We start from the raw sequence: 19,324 nt of genomic DNA, 5'->3' as shown, positions 1-19,324 counted from the left end.
GCAGGAGGTATAAAAAATGAGCATTAAATCAAAAATAAAAACATTTTTTTTCCTTGATGATGAATATGACTATAAAGAAGAGGAAATCATCGAAGAAGAAATCGAACCTGTCAGGCCTCAAAAACAGCCTGCTTCTCCAAAGCAGAATGTGGTCAGCCTGCAAAGTGTCCAGAAGTCTTCAAAGGTTGTGCTTGTTGAACCCAGGGTATATGCCGAAGCCCAGGATATTGCAGACCAGCTTAAAAACCGCCGGGCTGTGGTAGTTAATCTGCAGCGCATCGAAAGGGACCAGGCAAAAAGGATTGTCGATTTTTTGAGCGGCACGGTATATGCCATAGGCGGCGACATCCAGAAAATTGGAACAGATATCTTTTTATGCACTCCAGATAATGTGGAGGTGTCAGGGAATATTTCCCAAATCATGCAGGAGCATGATCTAGAAAATGCGAGGTGGTAGCACTACATGGCAACAGTAGTAGGTATTTTAAGTCAAATAATTTCGTTATATTCCTGGGCATTGATTATTTACATATTGCTGTCCTGGTTTCCAAATGCAAGAGAATCGTCCATTGGCCAGTTTTTAGCCCGTATATGCGAGCCATATCTGGAACCATTCCGCAGGTTCATACCGCCGCTGGGGATGATTGATATCTCGCCGATCGTGGCGATTTTTGTCCTGCGGTTTGCCACCAGTGGACTATATCAGCTCTATTATTGGGTTGCATAGAATTACCAATAACTTGGGACTCTGAGCAGTCCCTTTTTTGGTGGCTGCTGTGATATGCTTGAACATGTCCGCAGATGCCTTCCTGAATAATATAAAAGGAGAGTGCCGATGTCTATTTATCAGCATTTTCGGCCTGAGGAGAAAGAATTCATCGACCAGTCTCTGGGCTGGAAGGACTATGTTGAAACATCCTATGCACCTAAATTGACTGACTTCCTTGATCCGAGAGAGCAGCAGATTGTAAAAATGATTGTCGGGGAGCATTCCGGCGTGAAGCTTCGCTTATTCGGGGGAACTGAGGGTACAGAGCGGAAAAGGGCCCTTCTATATCCTGAATATTTTACCCCTGATGAAGAAGAATTCTCTATCACGCTCTTTGAAATAAATTATCCCAGCAAATTTGTTTCAATCGAACACCCTCAAATACTTGGCAGCCTTATGGCTCTTGGCTTGAAGAGGGGGAAATTCGGGGATATCACTGTCCAGGATGAAAGGGCGCAGTTTTTTGTCTCCCGCGAAATTGAAGACTATGTAAGCATGCAGCTGGAATCGATCGGCAAAGCTTCCGTCACTCTGAAAAAATTGCCGCTGGAGAAAGCGATCACTGCAGCAGGTGCATGGGAGGAATCGTCAGCTTCTGTTTCCTCGCTGAGACTGGATGCCGTCATTTCGGCCATATACAATATTTCCAGGCAAAAATCACAGCTCTTTGTCCAGCAGGGTCTTGTAAAAGTTAATTGGGGACAAGTAGAGGATCCTGCTTTTGTTTGCGGGGAAGCTGATGTTCTTTCTGTAAGGGGAAAAGGCCGATCTAAAATCATAGAAGTAGAAGGAAAGACAAAGAAAGATAAATGGAGAATCATTACGGGAAAGCAAAAATAAATTATTTTTTTGCAGGATTTTAAAAGAAAATGTCGAATATATCTTTATCACTGTGATAATATCAGAAATCAGCGTATTCACGCTGTCATACATATGCTTTAAGACTCATAGGGGGTGGCATTATGCCTTTAACACCATTAGATATACATAACAAGGAGTTCAGCAAAGGCTTCAGAGGCTATGACGAAGATGAAGTAAACGAATTTCTTGACCAGATCATCAAGGATTACGAAATACTGATCAGGGAGAAAAAGGAGCTTTCCGAAAGGCTTACAGATCTGAATGACCGGATCGGGCATTTCACCAATATTGAGGAAACGCTGAACAAATCCATCGTCGTTGCACAGGAAGCCGCTGAAGAAGTCAGGCGCAATGCACAGAAGGAAGCCAAGCTGATCATCAAGGAAGCGGAGAAGAATGCCGACCGCATTGTGAATGAATCCTTATCAAAAGCAAGGAAGATTGCCCTGGAGATCGAGGATTTGAAGAAGCAGTCAAAGGTCTTCAGAACACGGTTCAGGATGCTGATCGAAGCACAGCTGGATATGCTCAATACAGAGGACTGGGACCATCTCCTTCAGTATGAGCTCGATTCAACGGATCTGAAATCAACTGAGGAAGAAGACTCACTGGCTTGACGTAGCCTGCATGAATCGAATATAATCCATATCATAAGAAAATATTGACTGCGTTGAAAGGGACAGTACAGCATTCTATATGCTTTTAAGATTAGCGATCCAGGGACGGTGGGAGCCTGGAATAAGCAGATTGCTGGAAGATCACCCTAGAGTACCTGCCTGAACGTTCTCCGAACCAGTAAGGTGCAGGCGTTTCATCCGCGTTAAGGATGCTTTGAGCGGGCAGAATGATTCTTTTCTGTCTACAAGGGTGGTACCGCGGGAGCTATAAGCCTTCTCGTCCCTTTACCGGGATGAGAGGGCTTTTTTTGTTTTTCTCAAGTGGAAAACGCCCGGTAACGGCAAGTCAAATTACCTAAATGAAAGCAGGAGGAATTGCAGTGGAATACAAAGATACATTATTGATGCCAAAAACAGAATTTCCGATGCGCGGAAATCTCCCAAAAAGGGAGCCGGAAATCCAGGGCAAATGGGAAGAAATGAATATTTATGAAAAGGTGCAGGAGCACACGAAGGGCCGGCCGATGTTTGTTCTCCATGATGGCCCTCCATATGCTAACGGCGATATCCATATGGGCCATGCGCTGAATAAAATCCTTAAAGATTTTATTGTCCGCTACAAGTCCATGAGCGGATTCCATGCACCATATGTACCAGGCTGGGATACCCACGGCCTGCCGATTGAGCAGGCATTGACGAATAAAGGCGTTAAGAGAAAAGAAATGACAGTTGCCGAGTTCAGAAAGCTTTGCGAGGAGTATGCCTATGAACAGGTTGACAGCCAGCGTTCACAATTTAAACGCCTTGGCGTCCGCGGCGACTGGGAAAACCCTTATATCACGCTGCAGCCTCAATATGAAGCACAGCAGATCAAGGTATTTGGCGATATGGCTAAAAAAGGCTATATCTACAAAGGGAAGAAACCGGTCTACTGGTCACCTTCAAGTGAATCAGCACTTGCCGAAGCGGAGATTGAATACCAGGATAAGCGCTCTCCTTCCATTTATGTTGGCTTTAAAGTCAAAGATGGAAAAGGTGTATTGGATCAGGATGTCCAAATCGTCATCTGGACGACAACTCCTTGGACGATCCCGGCCAATCTGGGGATCAGCGTCCATCCTGACCTTAATTATGTGGTTGCAGAAGCGGGCGGCAGCAAATATCTGGTCGCAGAAGAGCTCTTGGAATCTGTGGCAGGAGAAACTGGCTGGGAAGACCCGGCTGTCGTTAAGACAGTCAAAGGAAGCGAGCTGGAAAACATCCTTGCCTCCCATCCGCTTTATGGCCGCGATTCGCTTGTCATGCTTGGCGACCATGTAACCGTTGATGCAGGTACAGGCTGTGTCCACACTGCGCCCGGCCATGGTGAAGATGACTTTTATGTTGGCCAGAAATATGGACTTGAGGTATTGTGCCCAGTCGATGATAAGGGTCTTATGACCAATGAAGCTGAAGGCTTCGAAGGCCTCTTCTATGACGAAGCCAACAAGCCGATCACCGAAGCGCTTAAAGAAAAGGGTGCATTATTGGGCCTGAAGTTCATCACTCACTCTTATCCGCATGACTGGAGAACTAAGAAGCCGGTCATTTTCAGGGCTACAGCGCAATGGTTCGCATCCATCAAGGACTTCCGCAATGAGCTCCTGGAAGCTGTTAAAGAAACGAAATGGGTGCCGGCATGGGGAGAAACACGCCTGTTCAATATGGTCCGCGACCGCGGCGACTGGTGTATTTCCCGCCAGCGTGCATGGGGCGTTCCTATCCCTGTCTTTTATGCTGAAAACGGCGACAGCATCATTACTGATGAAACAATTGATCATGTTTCTGCCCTTTTCAGGGAACACGGCTCCAATATCTGGTTCGAGAAAGAGGCCAAAGAGCTATTGCCTGAAGGGTTCACACATCCTGGCAGCCCGAATGGCAAGTTCACAAAAGAAACGGATATCATGGATGTCTGGTTTGATTCCGGCTCATCCCACCAGGCTGTCCTGGAAGAACGCGATGATCTGCAGCGTCCTGCAGACCTTTACCTTGAAGGCTCTGATCAGTACAGAGGCTGGTTCAATTCATCCCTGTCCACCTCAGTGGCAGTAACTGGAAAGGCGCCGTATAAGGGCGTTCTTAGCCACGGCTTTGCACTTGACGGCGAAGGCAGGAAAATGAGTAAATCCATCGGAAATGTTGTCGTTCCGGCGAAGGTCATGAACCAGCTTGGAGCAGATATCCTGCGTCTTTGGGTGGCATCTGTAGACTACCAGGCAGACGTAAGAGTCTCTGACCCGATCCTGAAGCAGGTTGCTGAGGTTTACCGCAAGATCAGAAACACATTCAGATTCCTGCTTGGGAACCTGGCTGACTTCAATCCTGAGAAAGATGCAGTTGTCTTTGAAAACCTCAGGGAAGTCGATCAGTTCATGCTCGTGAAGCTGAACAAGCTGGTCAAAAACGTCAAGGAAGCTTATGACCGCTATGAATTCGCAGGCATTTACCATGCGATCAACAATTTCTGTACATTGGACTTAAGTTCATTCTACCTGGATTTTGCCAAAGATGTTCTTTACATCGAGGCCGAAGATAATGCTGACCGCCGTGCGATTCAGACAGTGCTTTATGAAAGCCTTGTTGCGCTTGCAAAGCTGACTGCGCCGATTCTTTCTCATACAGCTGATGAAGTATGGTCCTTTATCCCTGCTGCGAAGGAAGAAAGTGTACAGCTGACAGACATGCCTGAATACAAAGAGCTTCCTAATGCAGATGAACTGATGAAAAAATGGACATCATTCATGAATTTGCGCGATGAAGTGCTTAAAGCACTTGAAGAGGCACGAAATGAAAAAGTGATCGGGAAATCCCTGGCAGCAAAGATCACTCTTTATCCAACGGCTGAAACTAGAAGCCTTCTTGACAGCATTAAAGAAGATGTGAAACAGCTGTTCATCGTTTCCGCCTTTGAAATCTGCGGAGAGTATGGCGAGGCGCCTGAAGAAGCCCTCAAGCTCGACAAAGCGGCAATTCTTGTGTCTAAAGCAGAAGGCGAAACATGCGAGCGCTGCTGGACAGTTACACCGGAAGTCGGTGCTGATTCCAGCCACCCTTCGCTTTGCCCGCGCTGTGCAAGTGTTGTAAAAAACAACTATAGCCATTTGGCATAATAACAAGACCCGGCTGCCTGGTGCAGCCGGGTTTTTGATTTTTTTCCTGTCACCTAACCCCCGAAAGATTACCTTTTTTTTCGATAAATCCTTCCACCTTATCTAAACTTTGTGCTCTTTGTTAAATGTTTATCAGGTTCTGTGCGCCCAGGCCGGAGATAATAATTTTAAACAAAGAAGAACGGAGGAAGCGGCAATGGACAGCTCATTTGAAAAGCTCTATTCAGAACTCCGTGCAACTAAAGAGGAATTGCTTCAGAGGCTGGAAAGCGGAAGATGCTCAGCCCTTATCCAGCCATTAATATATGATGAGTTGGCCGATATTAACCGCGCCATCGGAAAATTGGAAAAAGGGGAATACGGAAAATGTGAAATATCCGGGGAATTGATACCGGAAAATCTGCTGTCAGTCATCCCAACTATGGTAGCATTGTCAGATTATGATAAGCTTGGGGCGTTTTGCCGAAAGCCGATGGAATCAGTTTTTGAACCGTCCGCAGACACCGCTTCTTTCTTGATGATGATTATGAGAGGCTGAACCGGTCAGCAGCAGCCTTCATAGTGGATAAAAGGTGTCGTTTTCATGGAGATTATGCTAAAATGCTAAGGTAATGACTTCAAATTGGAGGTAGCCTTTGTGTTTTATTACATAATTGCCTTATTTGTTATTGCTCTGGATCAGCTGACCAAATGGCTGATTGTTAAAAATATGGAGCTTGGTGAAAGCATCCCGGTGATCGAGAATTTTCTTTATATCACATCGCACCGCAACAGGGGGGCGGCATGGGGAATTCTTGAAGGGCAAATGTGGTTTTTCTATGTTATTACAGTTGCCGTCATCATAGGTATTGTCTATTACATCAAGACCGCAGCAAAAGGGAAGCGATTGCTTGGCATCGCACTGGGATTAATGCTCGGAGGGGCGATCGGCAATTTTATCGACAGGGTTTTCCGCAAAGAAGTGGTTGATTTCGTCAACACATATATCTTTGGATATGATTTTCCTGTCTTTAATGTGGCCGATTCATCATTGGTTGTCGGGGTAATCATACTGATGATACAAATGCTCCGGGAAGAGCGGGAAGCGAAGGAGAAATCGAATGGAGAAAATGGAATACATCATTAATGAAGAAGTGGCAGGGGAAAGGCTTGATAAAGCTGTTTCACTGCTGAACGAAGAGCTGTCAAGATCACAGGCGCAGCAAATGATCAAGGATGGCCATATCCTTGTCAACGGCCAGGGAACTAAAACGAATTATAAATGCAGCATTGATGATAAGATTGAAATATCATTCCCAGAACCGGAAGAGCTTGATGTCTTACCGGAAGAGATGGACCTTGATATCTATTATGAAGATGGTGATGTCCTTGTCGTTAATAAGCCTAAGGGAATGGTCGTCCATCCTGCGCCAGGTCATGCATCAGGAACGCTGGTCAATGGCCTTATGGCACACTGCAAGGACCTTTCCGGCATCAATGGCGTCCTGCGCCCGGGAATCGTTCACCGCATCGATAAGGATACATCAGGCCTGCTGATGGTTGCCAAGAATGATATGGCCCATGAAAGCCTGGTGAATCAGCTTGTTGAAAAAACCGTGACAAGGAAGTACCAGGCAATTGTTCATGGAACCATCCCTCATGACTATGGAACGGTTGATGCTCCGCTTGGAAGGGATCCTAAAGACAGGCAGAGCATGACAGTGGTGGATGGCGGAAAGCATGCGGTCACGCATTTTCATGTGATTCACCGCTACAAGGATTTTACCCATGTGGAATGCCAGCTTGAAACAGGAAGGACCCACCAGATCCGCGTTCATATGAAATATATCGGCTATCCGCTGGCAGGGGACCCGAAGTACGGGCCAAGAAAGACACTTGAAATCGGCGGACAGGCACTGCATGCAGGTGTTCTGGGCTTTGTGCATCCAAGAACCGGGGAATACATGGAATTTGAGGCTCCACTTCCGGCATACTTCTCGGAACTCCTGGAAAAACTGGGCAAGTAGCATCTAAAAAATAATAATCGTTGACATCTGTCCTAAAATATTTTACTATAGCTTTAATGAATATGACCTTTAAGACCAGTCCTGTGAGACTGAGAAGGTATCGGATACGGAAGGGATTCCCCTTCCTGCACTAAAAGTGCAGCCAAACCTCTCGTCGTGCAGGCGGGAGGTTTTTTTATACAAGAATCGTGCAGCCTGATGCTGGAGGGTGATAACATGACACAAAAAGCAGTGGTATTAGATGAACAGGCAATCAGGAGGGCATTGACCAGGATCGCCCATGAAATCATTGAGAAGAACAAAGGGATAGATGAATGTGTGCTTGTAGGGATCAGGACCCGAGGCATCTACTTGGCAAATCGCCTGGCTGACAGGATTGAACAGATCGAGGGTAAAAGGATCCCTGTCGGGGAGCTGGATATTACGCTGTACCGTGATGATCTGACAAAGAAAACGGATGACGATCAGCCGCTGGTCAAAGGCAGCGACATTCCGCAGGATATCACCAATCAAAAAGTCATCCTCATCGACGATGTACTGTATACAGGCAGGACAGTCAGAGCGGGCCTCGATGCCCTGGTAGACATCGGCAGACCGGCTGCGATTCAGCTGGCAGTCCTGGTGGACAGGGGCCATAGAGAGCTCCCGATCCGGGCAGATTATGTAGGCAAAAACATACCGACTTCCAGCTCGGAAAAAATAGTCGTTGAACTGAAGGAAGTAGATGAAACCGATCAAGTAAGCATCTTTGAAAACTGAACATCCCCCTTTTAACGCAGTCCAGAGAGGCTGGCAAAGGGGAACATGGCTGGTGTCTTTTCAGCTGTGCTCCTATGCCCTCTGTGCGAAAAAGCAAGAGGGTTTTTTTGCGGGGAAAAGACGAATACAAAGGAGACAAAGCCATGAATAAACCATTATTAGACGTAAACGAAGTACCAAAGCCATTTCAATGGATTACCTTAAGCATCCAGCATTTATTCGCCATGTTCGGCGCAACCATTCTTGTTCCTTACCTCGTCGGACTTGATCCGGCCATTGCACTCATTTCGAGCGGACTTGGAACCATTGCTTTTCTGATCATCACAAAATGGCAGGTTCCGGCATATCTTGGCTCATCCTTTGCCTTCATCGCACCGATCATCGCAGCGAAGACCGCAGGCGGGCCGGGCGCAGCCATGATCGGCAGCTTTATGGCCGGCCTGGTATACGGCATCGTGGCGCTCATCATTAAAAAAGCAGGTTATCGCTGGATCATGAAGCTGCTTCCGCCTGTTGTGGTCGGCCCGGTCATCATTGTCATCGGACTTGGTCTTGCAGGCACAGCGGTAGGAATGGCAATGAACAATGCAGACGGGGAATACAGCTTCCTGTACTTTTCCGCCGGCCTCGTCACATTGGCGGCCACGATTGTTTTCTCCATCTACTTTAAAGGGATGCTGAGCATGATCCCGATTCTTGGCGGGATCATCATCGGGTATATATACTCCGTATTTGCGGGTCTTGTAGATTTCACTCCGGTTCTCGAAGCAAAGTGGTTTGAAGCACCAAATTTCCTCATTCCATTTGCAGATTATAAAGTTGATCTGTCATCATTGAAGATCGCATTGCTGATGGTGCCTGTAGCAGTCGTCACTTTATCAGAGCATATAGGCCACCAGCTTGTTCTCAGCAAAGTTGTAGGCAGGGATTATATTAAAAACCCGGGACTTCACAGGTCGATTCTCGGGGACGGGATGGCAACCATCATTTCCGCGCTGATCGGCGGACCGCCTAAAACAACTTACGGCGAAAATATCGGCGTCCTTGCGATCACAAGGGTCTACAGTGTATATGTGCTGGCCGGTGCCGCAGTAGTTGCGACAGTGTTTGGCTTCATCGGCAAGATCACTGCGCTGATCGCTTCAATCCCGACACCTGTGATGGGCGGGGTTTCCATCCTGCTGTTCGGCATCATCGCCTCGTCCGGACTGAGAATGCTGGTTGACAGCAAGGTGGACTTTGGAGACAAACGGAATCTGGTCATCTCGTCTGTCATCCTGGTCATCGGGATCGGCGGAGCCCATGTAACTCTGGGCGGATTAAATCTGGAAGGTATGGCGCTCGCGGCAATCTGCGGTGTGGTGCTCAACCTGATCCTGCCAGGCAAACCTCAGATTGAAGAAGATATGTTTGAAGCGGAAACCGAAAAAAAAAGTAATGTTGCATAAGAAAGACACTTTTTAAAGAAGTCCAGAGAGGCTTGCAAGGGTGTTGATGTGCTGCGGGAGGAAGCTCGGCTGCTTTTTCCCGTGCAGTATGGCATGTTGACTTTTCAGCACCCTGAACCAGGTTCAGGGTGCTTTTTTTACAGCCTTGCCCGCCTCCGTTAAGGAGGAAGCAAAGATGAAAGATCTGCTCACGATGAATGAATTGAGCTTAATGGAAATCGGGGAGATTCTGAAACAGGCGCAGGAGTTTGCTGAAGGCGCAGTGTGGAGGCCGTCTTCACAGTCCTTCGTTGCCAATCTCTTCTTTGAGGCAAGCACAAGGACCAAGTGCAGCTTTGAAGTTGCTGAGAGGAGGCTTGGACTTGATGTCATCCCATTTGAAGCAGGGACTTCAAGCGTCCAGAAGGGCGAATCGCTTTATGACACGGTGAGGACACTCGAGTCCATTGGTGTCGATGCGGTGGTCATCCGCCATCAGGAGGAAGATTACTTCAGCGCACTTTCCGGTAAGATAGGCATCCCGGTCCTGAATGCAGGTGACGGCTGCGGGCACCATCCAACCCAGTCGCTGCTGGATCTGCTGACGATCCGGCAGGAGTTCCGCCGCTTTGCCGGCTTGAAGGTGGCCATCATCGGCGACATCCTTCACAGCAGGGTGGCAAGGTCCAATGCTGAAGCACTGGCAAGGCTTGGGGCAGAGGTTGTATTCTCAGGGCCGGAAGAATGGTTCGACCCTTCCTTCCGCCATTCTGGAAGCTTTGAAGAAATCGATGAAGCGGCTGCGACTGCGGATGTGGTCATGCTCCTGAGAATACAGCATGAGAGGCATCAGGAAAGCACAGGGATGTCTGCTGCCGAGTACCACGAAAAATACGGACTGACAGAAAAGCGCGAAAGGCGGATGAAGCAGGGAAGCATCATCATGCATCCTGCCCCGGTCAACAGAGGGGTTGAAATAGCTGACAGCCTGGTGGAATGCAGCAGGTCAAGAATTTTCAAACAAATGGAAAATGGTGTATTTGTCCGCATGGCAGTGCTGAAAAGGGCACTTGAACATAAAGAGGGGAGAGGTAATCATGAAAAAGCTGATCAAAAATGGCAGATTGCTTACTGAAAACGGAGAGCTGGTACAGAAGGATATCCTGATCGAGGGCGGAAAAATTGCGAAGATCGGGGTTGAATTTGAAGGTACAGATGCTGAAGTGATAGATGCAGGAGGGCTGCTGGCAGTCCCGGGCTTGGTCGATCTTCATGTACACCTGCGGGAACCGGGGGGAGAAAAGAAAGAAACGATTGAAACGGGGACCCTGGCTGCAGCACGCGGAGGCTTTACAACGATTGCCCCAATGCCGAACACCAGGCCGGTGCCTGACACGGTGGAGCAGCTGGAATGGCTGAACAGAAGGATTGCGGAAACGGCTCATGTGCGGGTCCTTCCTTATGCTTCGATCACCGTCAGGCAGCTTGGCAGTGAGCTGACCGATTTTGAAGGGCTGAAGCAGGCCGGCGCCTTTGCTTTTACTGATGACGGCGTGGGAGTGCAGTCAGCCGGGATGATGCTTTCTGCGATGAAAAAAGCTGCTGCTGTCAGCATGCCTGTCGTTGCGCACTGCGAAGAAAATACGCTGATCAATAAAGGCTCTGTCCATGAAGGGGAATTTTCAAGGAAGCATGCAATCAATGGGATCCCATCTGTATGCGAATCTGTACATATTGCAAGAGATGTGCTCCTGGCTGAAGCGGCTGGCTGCCACTATCATGTGTGCCACATCTCTACTAAAGAGTCTGTCAGGGTTGTCAGAGACAGCAAAAGGGCAGGGATCAAGGTAACTGCTGAGGTTACGCCGCATCATCTGCTCTTATGCGAAGATGATATTCCGGGCCTTGACGCAAATTTCAAAATGAATCCGCCGCTAAGGAGCGCCAGTGACCGTGAGGCACTGATAGAGGGGCTTTTGGACGGTACGATTGATTTTATCGCAACCGATCACGCCCCGCATACCTCGGAAGAAAAAGAGGAGGGAATGGAGCTGGCCCCATTTGGGATCACAGGGCTTGAAACAGCCTTTCCGCTTCTCTACACACATCTGGTGCTAAAGGGGACCCTTACTTTAAAACAGCTGGTTGATTTCATGACAATCAAGCCTTCAGAAGCTTTCGGCCTGCCATATGGAAAGCTGGAGGAAGGTTCCCCTGCCGACCTGGTGCTGGTTAATCTGGATCATGGGCAGAACATTGATCCGCAGGAATTTGTTTCAAAAGGGAAAAACACCCCATTCTCAGGCTGGAACTGCAAAGGTTGGCCGGTCATGACAATAGCGGGCGGAAAAACGGTATGGGCGAAGGAGAGTGTCAACGCATGAAAAAACAGCTGATTTTGGAAGACGGAACCATTTTTATCGGGGAAGGTTTTGGGAGCGATTCTGCAGCTTTCGGAGAAGTCGTATTCAACACAGGGATGACCGGATATCAGGAAATCCTCTCTGACCCTTCATACTGCAGCCAGATCGTGGTGCTGACTTACCCTCTAATCGGGAATTATGGCATCAACAGGGATGATTTTGAGAGCATTCTGCCGGCGATTCACGGATTTGTTGTTAAAGAAGCGGCTGAATACCCTTCTAACTGGAGGAACGAGCATTCTTTAGGCGCTTATCTTGAAGCGAAAGGCATTCCTGGAATAGCGGGGATCGACACTAGGAAACTGACAAGAATCATCCGGAAGCATGGAACTTTAAAAGGGAGCATATGCCCGATTGAACAGGATCCTTCCGAAGTGATTGAAAAACTGAAATCTGCTGTCCTTCCGCATGACCAGGTGAAAAGAGTATCAACGAAGACAGCCTATCCTTCCCCGGGCCGCGGGCGCAGGGTCGTACTTGTGGATTACGGCATGAAGCATGGAATTCTCAGGGAGCTGAACAAGCGCGGCTGTGATGTGATCGTGGTGCCATACCATACAACAAGCGAAGAGATCCTCAGCCTGAGCCCTGACGGGGTTATGCTTTCAAATGGGCCTGGGGACCCGAAAGATGTAGTGGAAGCCATACCGATGATACAGGGGCTGCTCGGGAAGGTCCCATTGTTTGGAATCTGCCTCGGCCACCAGCTGTTTGCCCTTGCTTGCGGCGCTGATACTGAGAAACTGAAATTCGGCCACAGGGGGTCCAATCATCCTGTCAAAGAACTTAAAACAGGGAAAGTGGCGCTGACTTCACAAAATCATGGATACTCTGTCAACGAAGATTCTATTTACGGTACACCGCTTGAAGTGACGCATATTGCGCTTAATGACGGGACAGTCGAAGGGCTGAAACATAAGAATGTACCTGCTTTTACAGTCCAATATCATCCTGAAGCCTCTCCGGGGCCGGAAGATGCCAATAATCTTTTTGAACAATTTATGCAAATGATCGAATCTGAGAAACGGGAAGGTGCTGCAGCATGCCAAAGCGTACAGATATAAAAAGCATTCTAGTGATCGGGTCGGGGCCCATTGTCATCGGGCAGGCGGCAGAATTCGACTATGCCGGGACACAGGCCTGCATAGCGCTGAAAGAAGAAGGATACAGGGTCATCCTTGTCAACTCGAATCCGGCGACCATCATGACAGATACAGAGATTGCCGACGCCGTCTATATTGAACCCCTGACACTTGAGTTTGTCAGCAGGATCATCCGCAAAGAGCGCCCGGATGCGATCGTTCCGACCCTGGGGGGACAGACCGGCCTGAACCTGGCAGTCGAGCTGTCTAAAGCAGGCGTGCTTGAAGAGTGCGGTGTGGAAGTGCTCGGCACAAAGCTGTCGGCCATTGAAAAGGCGGAAGACCGCGATCTGTTCAGAAGCTTAATGAATGAATTGGGTGAGCCGGTCCCTGAAAGTGAAATCATCCATAATATCGATGAGGCCCTTGCATTTGCAGAGCAGATCGGCTATCCGGTGATTGTCCGTCCTGCTTTCACGCTCGGCGGAACAGGGGGCGGCATCTGCCATGATGAGGAAGAACTGCTGGAAATCACGGCGAGCGGCCTGAAGAACAGCCCTGTCACCCAGTGCCTGCTCGAGAAGAGCATAGCTGGCTTCAAAGAAATAGAATACGAGGTTATGAGAGACTCGAACGATAATGCGATCGTTGTCTGCAATATGGAGAACATCGATCCGGTAGGGGTACATACAGGAGATTCTATCGTTGTCGCGCCGAGCCAGACCTTAAGCGACCGTGAATACCAGCTGCTCCGCAATGTATCGCTGAAAATCATCCGTGCCCTGGAAATCGAGGGAGGCTGCAATGTTCAGCTCGCGCTGGATCCATACAGCTTCGACTATTACATCATTGAAGTGAATCCTCGTGTCAGCCGCTCTTCTGCGCTGGCTTCAAAAGCAACAGGCTATCCGATTGCCAAACTGGCGGCGAAGATTGCCGTTGGCCTGACGCTTGATGAGATGATGAACCCGGTCACCGGAAAAACGTATGCGTGCTTTGAGCCTGCCCTTGACTATATTGTCACCAAGATCCCGCGCTGGCCTTTTGATAAATTTGAGTCAGCCAACCGCTCGCTCGGTACACAGATGAAAGCAACAGGTGAGGTAATGGCCATCGGGCGGACTTTTGAAGAGTCACTGCTTAAGGCCATCAGGTCGCTGGAAGCCAATGTATACCATTTTGCTTTGAATAATCCTGAGGAAATCGATGATGCTCTTATGGAAAAGCGTATCCGCAAAGCAGGAGATGAGAGGCTGTTCTACATCTCTGAAGCGCTGAGGCGGGGAGTAACGATCGAAACCATCCATGAGTGGAGCGAGATCGACTTATTCTTCCTTTATAAAATGAACAAAATCGTGGCATTTGAGAAGACACTCTCTGGCAAAAGGTTTGACCAGGAGACTGCGAAAAAAGCAAAGGAAATGGGCTTTTCTGACCTCGTGATTGCGGGGCTGTGGGATGCCTCAGAGCAGGAGGTCTACAGCTGGAGGAAGAAAAACGGCATTGTACCGGTATATAAGATGGTTGATACCTGTGCGGCGGAGTTCGAATCAGAAACACCTTATTATTACGGAACCTATGAAGAAGAAAACGAGTCTATCGTTACAGACAGGAAAAGCATCGTCGTGCTTGGGTCCGGGCCGATCCGCATTGGTCAGGGAATTGAGTTCGACTATGCAACCGTACACTCTGTATGGGCAATTAAAGAAGCCGGCTATGAAGCAATCATCATCAACAATAATCCGGAAACTGTGTCTACAGACTTCAGCATTTCCGATAAGCTTTATTTTGAACCGCTGACGATTGAGGATGTTATGCATATCATCGATCTGGAAAAACCCGAGGGGGCAGTGGTCCAATTCGGGGGCCAGACAGCGATCAATCTTGCGGCAGAACTTGTGAAACGAGGAGTGAAAATCCTCGGGACATCACTTGAAAACCTTGACCGTGCTGAGGACAGGGACAAATTTGAAATGGCGCTGACAGACCTGGGCATTCCCCAGCCGCAGGGAAAGACAGCTTTCTCTGCAGAAGATGCGGCCGTTATTGCTGCTGAAATCGGCTACCCTGTCCTTGTCCGCCCTTCATATGTCCTTGGGGGCAGGGCAATGGAGATTGTCTATAAAGAAGAAGAGCTGCTTCATTATATGAAAAATGCGGTACGTGTGAATCCGGAACATCCTGTTCTGATCGACCGCTACCTGACAGGCAAGGAAATCGAAGTTGATGCAATTTCTGACGGAGATAGAGTCGTCATTCCAGGCATCATGGAGCATATCGAACGGGCAGGCGTCCACTCGGGCGACTCCATCGCCGTATACCCGCCTCAAAAACTGACTGATGAAGTGAAAGCGAAACTGGCCGAATATACGGAAAAGCTGGCAAAGGGCCTCGGCATCATCGGTCTCCTGAATATCCAGTATGTAGTGGCAAAAGGAGAGGTATTTGTCCTGGAAGTGAACCCGCGGTCCAGCCGGACAGTTCCATTCCTGTCTAAAATAACCAATGTCCCGATGGCTAATATTGCAACAAAGGTAATCCTTGGGCAGTCGCTTGAAAGCCAGGGGTATGAGTCAGGCCTTGTACCTGAAAAGCAGGGCGTGTATGTAAAGGTGCCGGTGTTTTCCTTTGCTAAGCTAAGGCGGGTAGACATCACGCTCGGCCCTGAGATGAAGTCGACAGGTGAAGTCATGGGGAAAGATCATACCCTTGAAAAAGCCTTATATAAAGGCCTTGTCGCATCAGGTATGAAAATCAGCAGTTACGGAAATGTCCTGATGACAGTGGCCGACAAAGATAAAGAAGAAGCGCTCGCACTTGCCAGGAGGTTTGCAGAAATCGGCTATCAGGTAATGGCCACAAGCGGTACGGCAGGCTATTTCTCTGCAGCAGGCATTCCAGTGAAAGTGGTCGGCAAAATCGGGGCAGAAGGCCCGGACCTGCTGGATGTCATCCGCAATGGAGAGGCACAGCTGGTCATCAATACGCTGACAAAAGGAAAGCAGCCGGCGCGCGACGGCTTCCGGATCCGCAGGGAATCAGTGGAAAACGGGGTCGCATGCCTGACATCCCTGGACACAGCTGAAGCGATTCTCCAGGTAATTGAATCCATGAACTTCTCAGCAGAGGCCATGATGCCGGGCAGCCATGAGAAGAAGGCGGTCCTTCTATGATCAGGAAGGAACTCTGTACGATCGTTTCACATCAGGAAATTGCTAAAGACATTTATGAGCTCACCTTAAAAGGTGAGCTTGTCAATGAGATGGAGACTGCGGGACAGTTCGTCCATTTAAAAGTATCAAACGGATATGACCCGCTTTTAAGAAGGCCGATTTCGATTGCGGAAATCAATAAAAGCCGCCAGACCTTTACGATGATCTACAGGGCAGGAGGCAGGGGCACTATTCTGCTGGCTTCAAAGCAGTCAGGCGAAAAGGTCGATGTCCTTGGTCCGCTGGGCAATGGCTTTCCTGACAATGAAGCCCTGCCAGGCCAGACAGCCCTCCTTATAGGCGGGGGAATTGGTGTGCCGCCCCTATATGAATTGTCCAAAAGATTAAAAGCGAGAGGTGTCAAGACAGTACATGTGCTTGGATTTCAATCGGCTGAACAAGTGTTTTATGAAAGGGAATTTTCAGTGCTGGGAGAAACATTTATTGCAACGGCGGATGGAACATACGGATCCAGGGGCTTTGTGACAGATATTATCAGCCGGGAATCGCTTGTATTTGATGTAATATATGCCTGCGGGCCGACACCAATGCTCAGGGCACTGGAAAATGCCTACCTGGACAAAAAGGTATTTTTATCGCTGGAAGAGCGGATGGGATGCGGCCTGGGTGCATGCTTTGCCTGTGTCTGCCATACGGCGGATGACCCGGAGGGCTTCAGCTATAAAAAAGTCTGCACTGACGGGCCTGTGTTCAGGGCAGGGGAGGTTGTACTATGAGTATGCTGAATGTGGAGCTGCCAGGATTAACCCTTAAAAATCCGATCATGCCTGCCTCCGGCTGCTTCGGCTTCGGAAAGGAATACAGCGGGCTGTATGATTTGAGCCTGCTGGGAGCCATTATGATAAAAGCGACCACTCTTGAGCCGAGATTCGGGAATCCGACTCCTAGGGTCGCTGAAACACCAGCTGGGATGCTGAATGCAATCGGCCTGCAAAATCCGGGGCTTGATCATGTGCTTATGGAAGAGCTTCCGAGACTGGAGCAATATGATGTTCCTATTATCGCCAATATAGCAGGCAGCACGGAAGAAGATTATATAGAAGTGGCCAGAGAGTTATCAAAGGCATCCAATGTAAAGGCTTTGGAGCTGAACATATCCTGCCCGAACGTCAAGACGGGCGGCATAGCTTTCGGGACCATCCCCGAAATCGCAAAGAGCCTGACAAAGAAAGTAAAGGCTGCATCTGCAGTGCCTGTTTATGTAAAACTGTCCCCGAATGTCACCAATATTGTAGAAATGGCTAAAGCCGTTGAAGAAGGCGGTGCAGACGGTCTTACTATGATTAATACACTTCTTGGCATGAGGATGGATCTGAACACAGGCCGACCAATCCTTGCCAACCGGACGGGAGGCCTTTCCGGACCATCGATAAAGCCTGTGGCGTTAAGGATGATCTATGAAGTGAGCCAGCAGGTGGATCTGCCCATCATCGGAATGGGCGGAGTGGAAACAGCGGAGGATGTGATTGAGTTCTTTTATGCAGGGGCTTCAGCTGTTGCGGTCGGAACAGCCAATTTCGTCGATCCTTTTGTCTGTCCAAACATAATAGATAAGCTCCCAGAATTGCTGGAGAAGCTTGGTTTTGAGCATATTAGCGAATGTACGGGAAGGAGCTGGGGCAAGCATGAAGAATCCGCTTATCATCGCACTTGATTTTGCTGAAAAGGAAGAAGTCTTATCCTTCCTCGGGAAATTTCCGGAAGAAAAATTATTTGTCAAAGTGGGCATGGAGCTTTTTTACCAGGAGGGACCTGACATGGTCCGGGAACTGAAGGCGGCCGGGCATGAAGTATTCCTGGATTTAAAGCTCCATGATATTCCTAATACAGTCGGCAGTGCCATGCGAAGGATTGCCGGTCTTGGATGCGATCTGGTGAATGTCCATGCAGCCGGCGGCAGCGAAATGATGAAAGCCGCCCTTGAAGGGCTGGATGAAGGGACAGCAGCCGGAAAAAAAAGGCCTCTGTGCATTGCGGTGACACAGCTCACCAGCACATCAGAGGAACAGATGCGGGCAGAGCAGCTGATCCCTGTTGCACTGAATGATTCTGTTATTCATTATGCAGGGCTTGCCAGACAGTCAGGGCTTGATGGCGTCGTCTGCTCCCCGCATGAAGCAAAGCTGCTGAACAGCCGTTTTGGGGAAGGATTCCTGACAGTGACGCCAGGCATCCGTCTGGCAGAAGAGGCGGCAGGTGATCAAAAGAGGATCAGCACACCGGGATTTGCAAGGCAGGAAGGAGTCTCGGCCATAGTGGTAGGCCGTTCCATCACAAAAGCTGCTGATCCGTATGAAGCTTATCTGTCATTTAAAAATCAATGGGAGGGCGTTTTGTCATGAATAAAACAATTGCTGAAAGATTGCTGGAAATTGGAGCGGTTACTCTGCAGCCTTCCAATCCTTTCACCTGGTCATCGGGGCTGCTGTCTCCCATCTACTGTGATAACCGCCTGACAATGTCCTACCCGGAGGTGCGCAGGGAAATAGCCGCAGGGCTTAAAGTGCTTATAGAAGAGCATTTCCCTGACGCTGAAGTTATTGCCGGAACTGCGACTGCAGGCATTCCTCATGCCGCCTGGGCAAGCGATTTGCTGGAATTGCCGATGTGCTATGTCCGTTCAAAAGCGAAAGAGCATGGAAAAGGAAAGCAGATTGAAGGAAGAGCGGAAAAAGGGCAGAAAGTAGTTGTGGTCGAAGATCTTATTTCAACTGGAGGCAGCGTCATCACAGCTGTTGATGCTCTTCGTGAAGCAGGCTGTGAAGTGCTTGGGGCTGTATCCATTTTTACATATGAGCTGAAGCAGGGCGATCAGAAGCTTGCTGAAGCAGGGATACAGTCATATTCCCTGGCCACCTTCACAGAGCTTGCGGAGACAGCAAGAGAGAAGGGCCATATCACAACTGGCGAAATGGATGCCCTTTCGGAATGGAGAGAGAATCCAGCCGAATGGGGCGCTGCTGCCAGACAATAATTGAAGTACTTAAAGTAAGAT

At 48.8% G+C, this 19,324-nt stretch carries 18 protein-coding genes and 1 other annotated feature; all 18 genes read left to right on the top strand.

Annotation, left to right across the window (positions count from 1 at the left end; translation table 11 throughout):
• Positions 1 to 16: 16 nt before the first annotated feature.
• The gene (locus RBB45_RS11775) at positions 17 to 457 is read left to right on the top strand and encodes a cell division protein SepF (RefSeq protein WP_009791729.1); all 441 of its coding nucleotides are present in this window, start codon (positions 17 to 19) and stop codon (positions 455 to 457) included.
• Positions 458 to 463: 6 nt separating this feature from the next.
• Positions 464 to 727 carry a YggT family protein gene (locus tag RBB45_RS11770; protein ID WP_009791730.1) on the top strand — a complete coding sequence of 88 codons (264 nt, stop codon included), beginning with the start codon at positions 464 to 466 and terminating at the stop codon, positions 725 to 727.
• 108 nt (positions 728 to 835) lie between these two features.
• The gene (locus RBB45_RS11765; RefSeq protein WP_306009595.1) at positions 836 to 1,609 is read left to right on the top strand and encodes a YlmH family RNA-binding protein; all 774 of its coding nucleotides are present in this window, start codon (positions 836 to 838) and stop codon (positions 1,607 to 1,609) included.
• A gap of 122 nt (positions 1,610 to 1,731) precedes the next feature.
• Positions 1,732 to 2,247 carry a DivIVA domain-containing protein gene (locus RBB45_RS11760; RefSeq protein ID WP_022543700.1) on the top strand — a complete coding sequence of 172 codons (516 nt, stop codon included), beginning with the start codon at positions 1,732 to 1,734 and terminating at the stop codon, positions 2,245 to 2,247.
• Positions 2,248 to 2,291: 44 nt separating this feature from the next.
• Positions 2,292 to 2,535 (top strand) — a binding site (T-box leader).
• Positions 2,536 to 2,627: 92 nt separating this feature from the next.
• Positions 2,628 to 5,399 (top strand): isoleucine--tRNA ligase, encoded by a 2,772-nt coding sequence (gene ileS / locus RBB45_RS11755; RefSeq protein ID WP_224950191.1) that lies wholly within the window; start codon positions 2,628 to 2,630, stop codon positions 5,397 to 5,399.
• Positions 5,400 to 5,595: 196 nt separating this feature from the next.
• Positions 5,596 to 5,937, top strand: a complete 342-nt coding sequence (locus RBB45_RS11750; protein WP_022543701.1) for a hypothetical protein — start codon at positions 5,596 to 5,598, stop codon at positions 5,935 to 5,937.
• Positions 5,938 to 6,036: 99 nt separating this feature from the next.
• Positions 6,037 to 6,525 (top strand): signal peptidase II, encoded by a 489-nt coding sequence (gene lspA / locus RBB45_RS11745; protein ID WP_022543702.1) that lies wholly within the window; start codon positions 6,037 to 6,039, stop codon positions 6,523 to 6,525.
• Positions 6,500 to 7,405 (top strand): RluA family pseudouridine synthase, encoded by a 906-nt coding sequence (locus RBB45_RS11740; protein ID WP_009795987.1) that lies wholly within the window; start codon positions 6,500 to 6,502, stop codon positions 7,403 to 7,405. The genes lspA and RBB45_RS11740 overlap by 26 nt, the downstream gene beginning before the upstream one ends.
• A gap of 216 nt (positions 7,406 to 7,621) precedes the next feature.
• Positions 7,622 to 8,164, top strand: coding sequence for a bifunctional pyr operon transcriptional regulator/uracil phosphoribosyltransferase PyrR (gene pyrR, locus RBB45_RS11735; RefSeq protein ID WP_009795986.1), 543 nt, complete (start codon positions 7,622 to 7,624; stop codon positions 8,162 to 8,164).
• A gap of 143 nt (positions 8,165 to 8,307) precedes the next feature.
• On the top strand, positions 8,308 to 9,612 hold the full coding sequence (locus RBB45_RS11730; RefSeq protein WP_035403544.1) for a solute carrier family 23 protein: 1,305 nt from the start codon (positions 8,308 to 8,310) through the stop codon (positions 9,610 to 9,612).
• A gap of 175 nt (positions 9,613 to 9,787) precedes the next feature.
• A complete protein-coding gene (locus tag RBB45_RS11725; RefSeq protein WP_035403541.1) occupies positions 9,788 to 10,726 on the top strand; it encodes an aspartate carbamoyltransferase catalytic subunit in 939 nt (312 codons plus the stop codon).
• Positions 10,689 to 11,975, top strand: coding sequence for a dihydroorotase (locus RBB45_RS11720; RefSeq protein WP_148950238.1), 1,287 nt, complete (start codon positions 10,689 to 10,691; stop codon positions 11,973 to 11,975). The genes RBB45_RS11725 and RBB45_RS11720 overlap by 38 nt, the downstream gene beginning before the upstream one ends.
• The gene (locus RBB45_RS11715) at positions 11,972 to 13,078 is read left to right on the top strand and encodes a carbamoyl phosphate synthase small subunit (protein WP_009795982.1); all 1,107 of its coding nucleotides are present in this window, start codon (positions 11,972 to 11,974) and stop codon (positions 13,076 to 13,078) included. Before RBB45_RS11720 ends, RBB45_RS11715 begins: the two co-directional genes overlap by 4 nt.
• Entirely contained in the window at positions 13,057 to 16,269 is a 3,213-nt protein-coding gene (gene carB, locus RBB45_RS11710; RefSeq protein ID WP_224950193.1) for a carbamoyl-phosphate synthase large subunit, read from the top strand. Before RBB45_RS11715 ends, carB begins: the two co-directional genes overlap by 22 nt.
• Positions 16,266 to 17,045 carry a dihydroorotate dehydrogenase electron transfer subunit gene (locus RBB45_RS11705; RefSeq protein ID WP_009795980.1) on the top strand — a complete coding sequence of 260 codons (780 nt, stop codon included), beginning with the start codon at positions 16,266 to 16,268 and terminating at the stop codon, positions 17,043 to 17,045. Before carB ends, RBB45_RS11705 begins: the two co-directional genes overlap by 4 nt.
• Positions 17,042 to 17,983, top strand: a complete 942-nt coding sequence (locus RBB45_RS11700; protein ID WP_148950240.1) for a dihydroorotate dehydrogenase — start codon at positions 17,042 to 17,044, stop codon at positions 17,981 to 17,983. Before RBB45_RS11705 ends, RBB45_RS11700 begins: the two co-directional genes overlap by 4 nt.
• A complete protein-coding gene (gene pyrF / locus RBB45_RS11695; RefSeq protein WP_129611798.1) occupies positions 17,955 to 18,671 on the top strand; it encodes an orotidine-5'-phosphate decarboxylase in 717 nt (238 codons plus the stop codon). The genes RBB45_RS11700 and pyrF overlap by 29 nt, the downstream gene beginning before the upstream one ends.
• Positions 18,668 to 19,303, top strand: a complete 636-nt coding sequence (pyrE, locus tag RBB45_RS11690; RefSeq protein WP_094767494.1) for an orotate phosphoribosyltransferase — start codon at positions 18,668 to 18,670, stop codon at positions 19,301 to 19,303. Before pyrF ends, pyrE begins: the two co-directional genes overlap by 4 nt.
• Positions 19,304 to 19,324: the final 21 nt, after the last annotated feature.

The sequence above is a fragment of the Bacillus sp. MMSF_3328 genome (assembly GCF_030733525.1).
In the GTDB taxonomy this organism is placed as follows: Bacteria; Bacillota; Bacilli; order Bacillales; family Cytobacillaceae; genus Bacillus_AB; species Bacillus_AB infantis.
The sequence above is the reverse complement of the archived record's forward strand: the minus strand, read 5'-3'. Positions and strand labels throughout refer to the sequence as shown.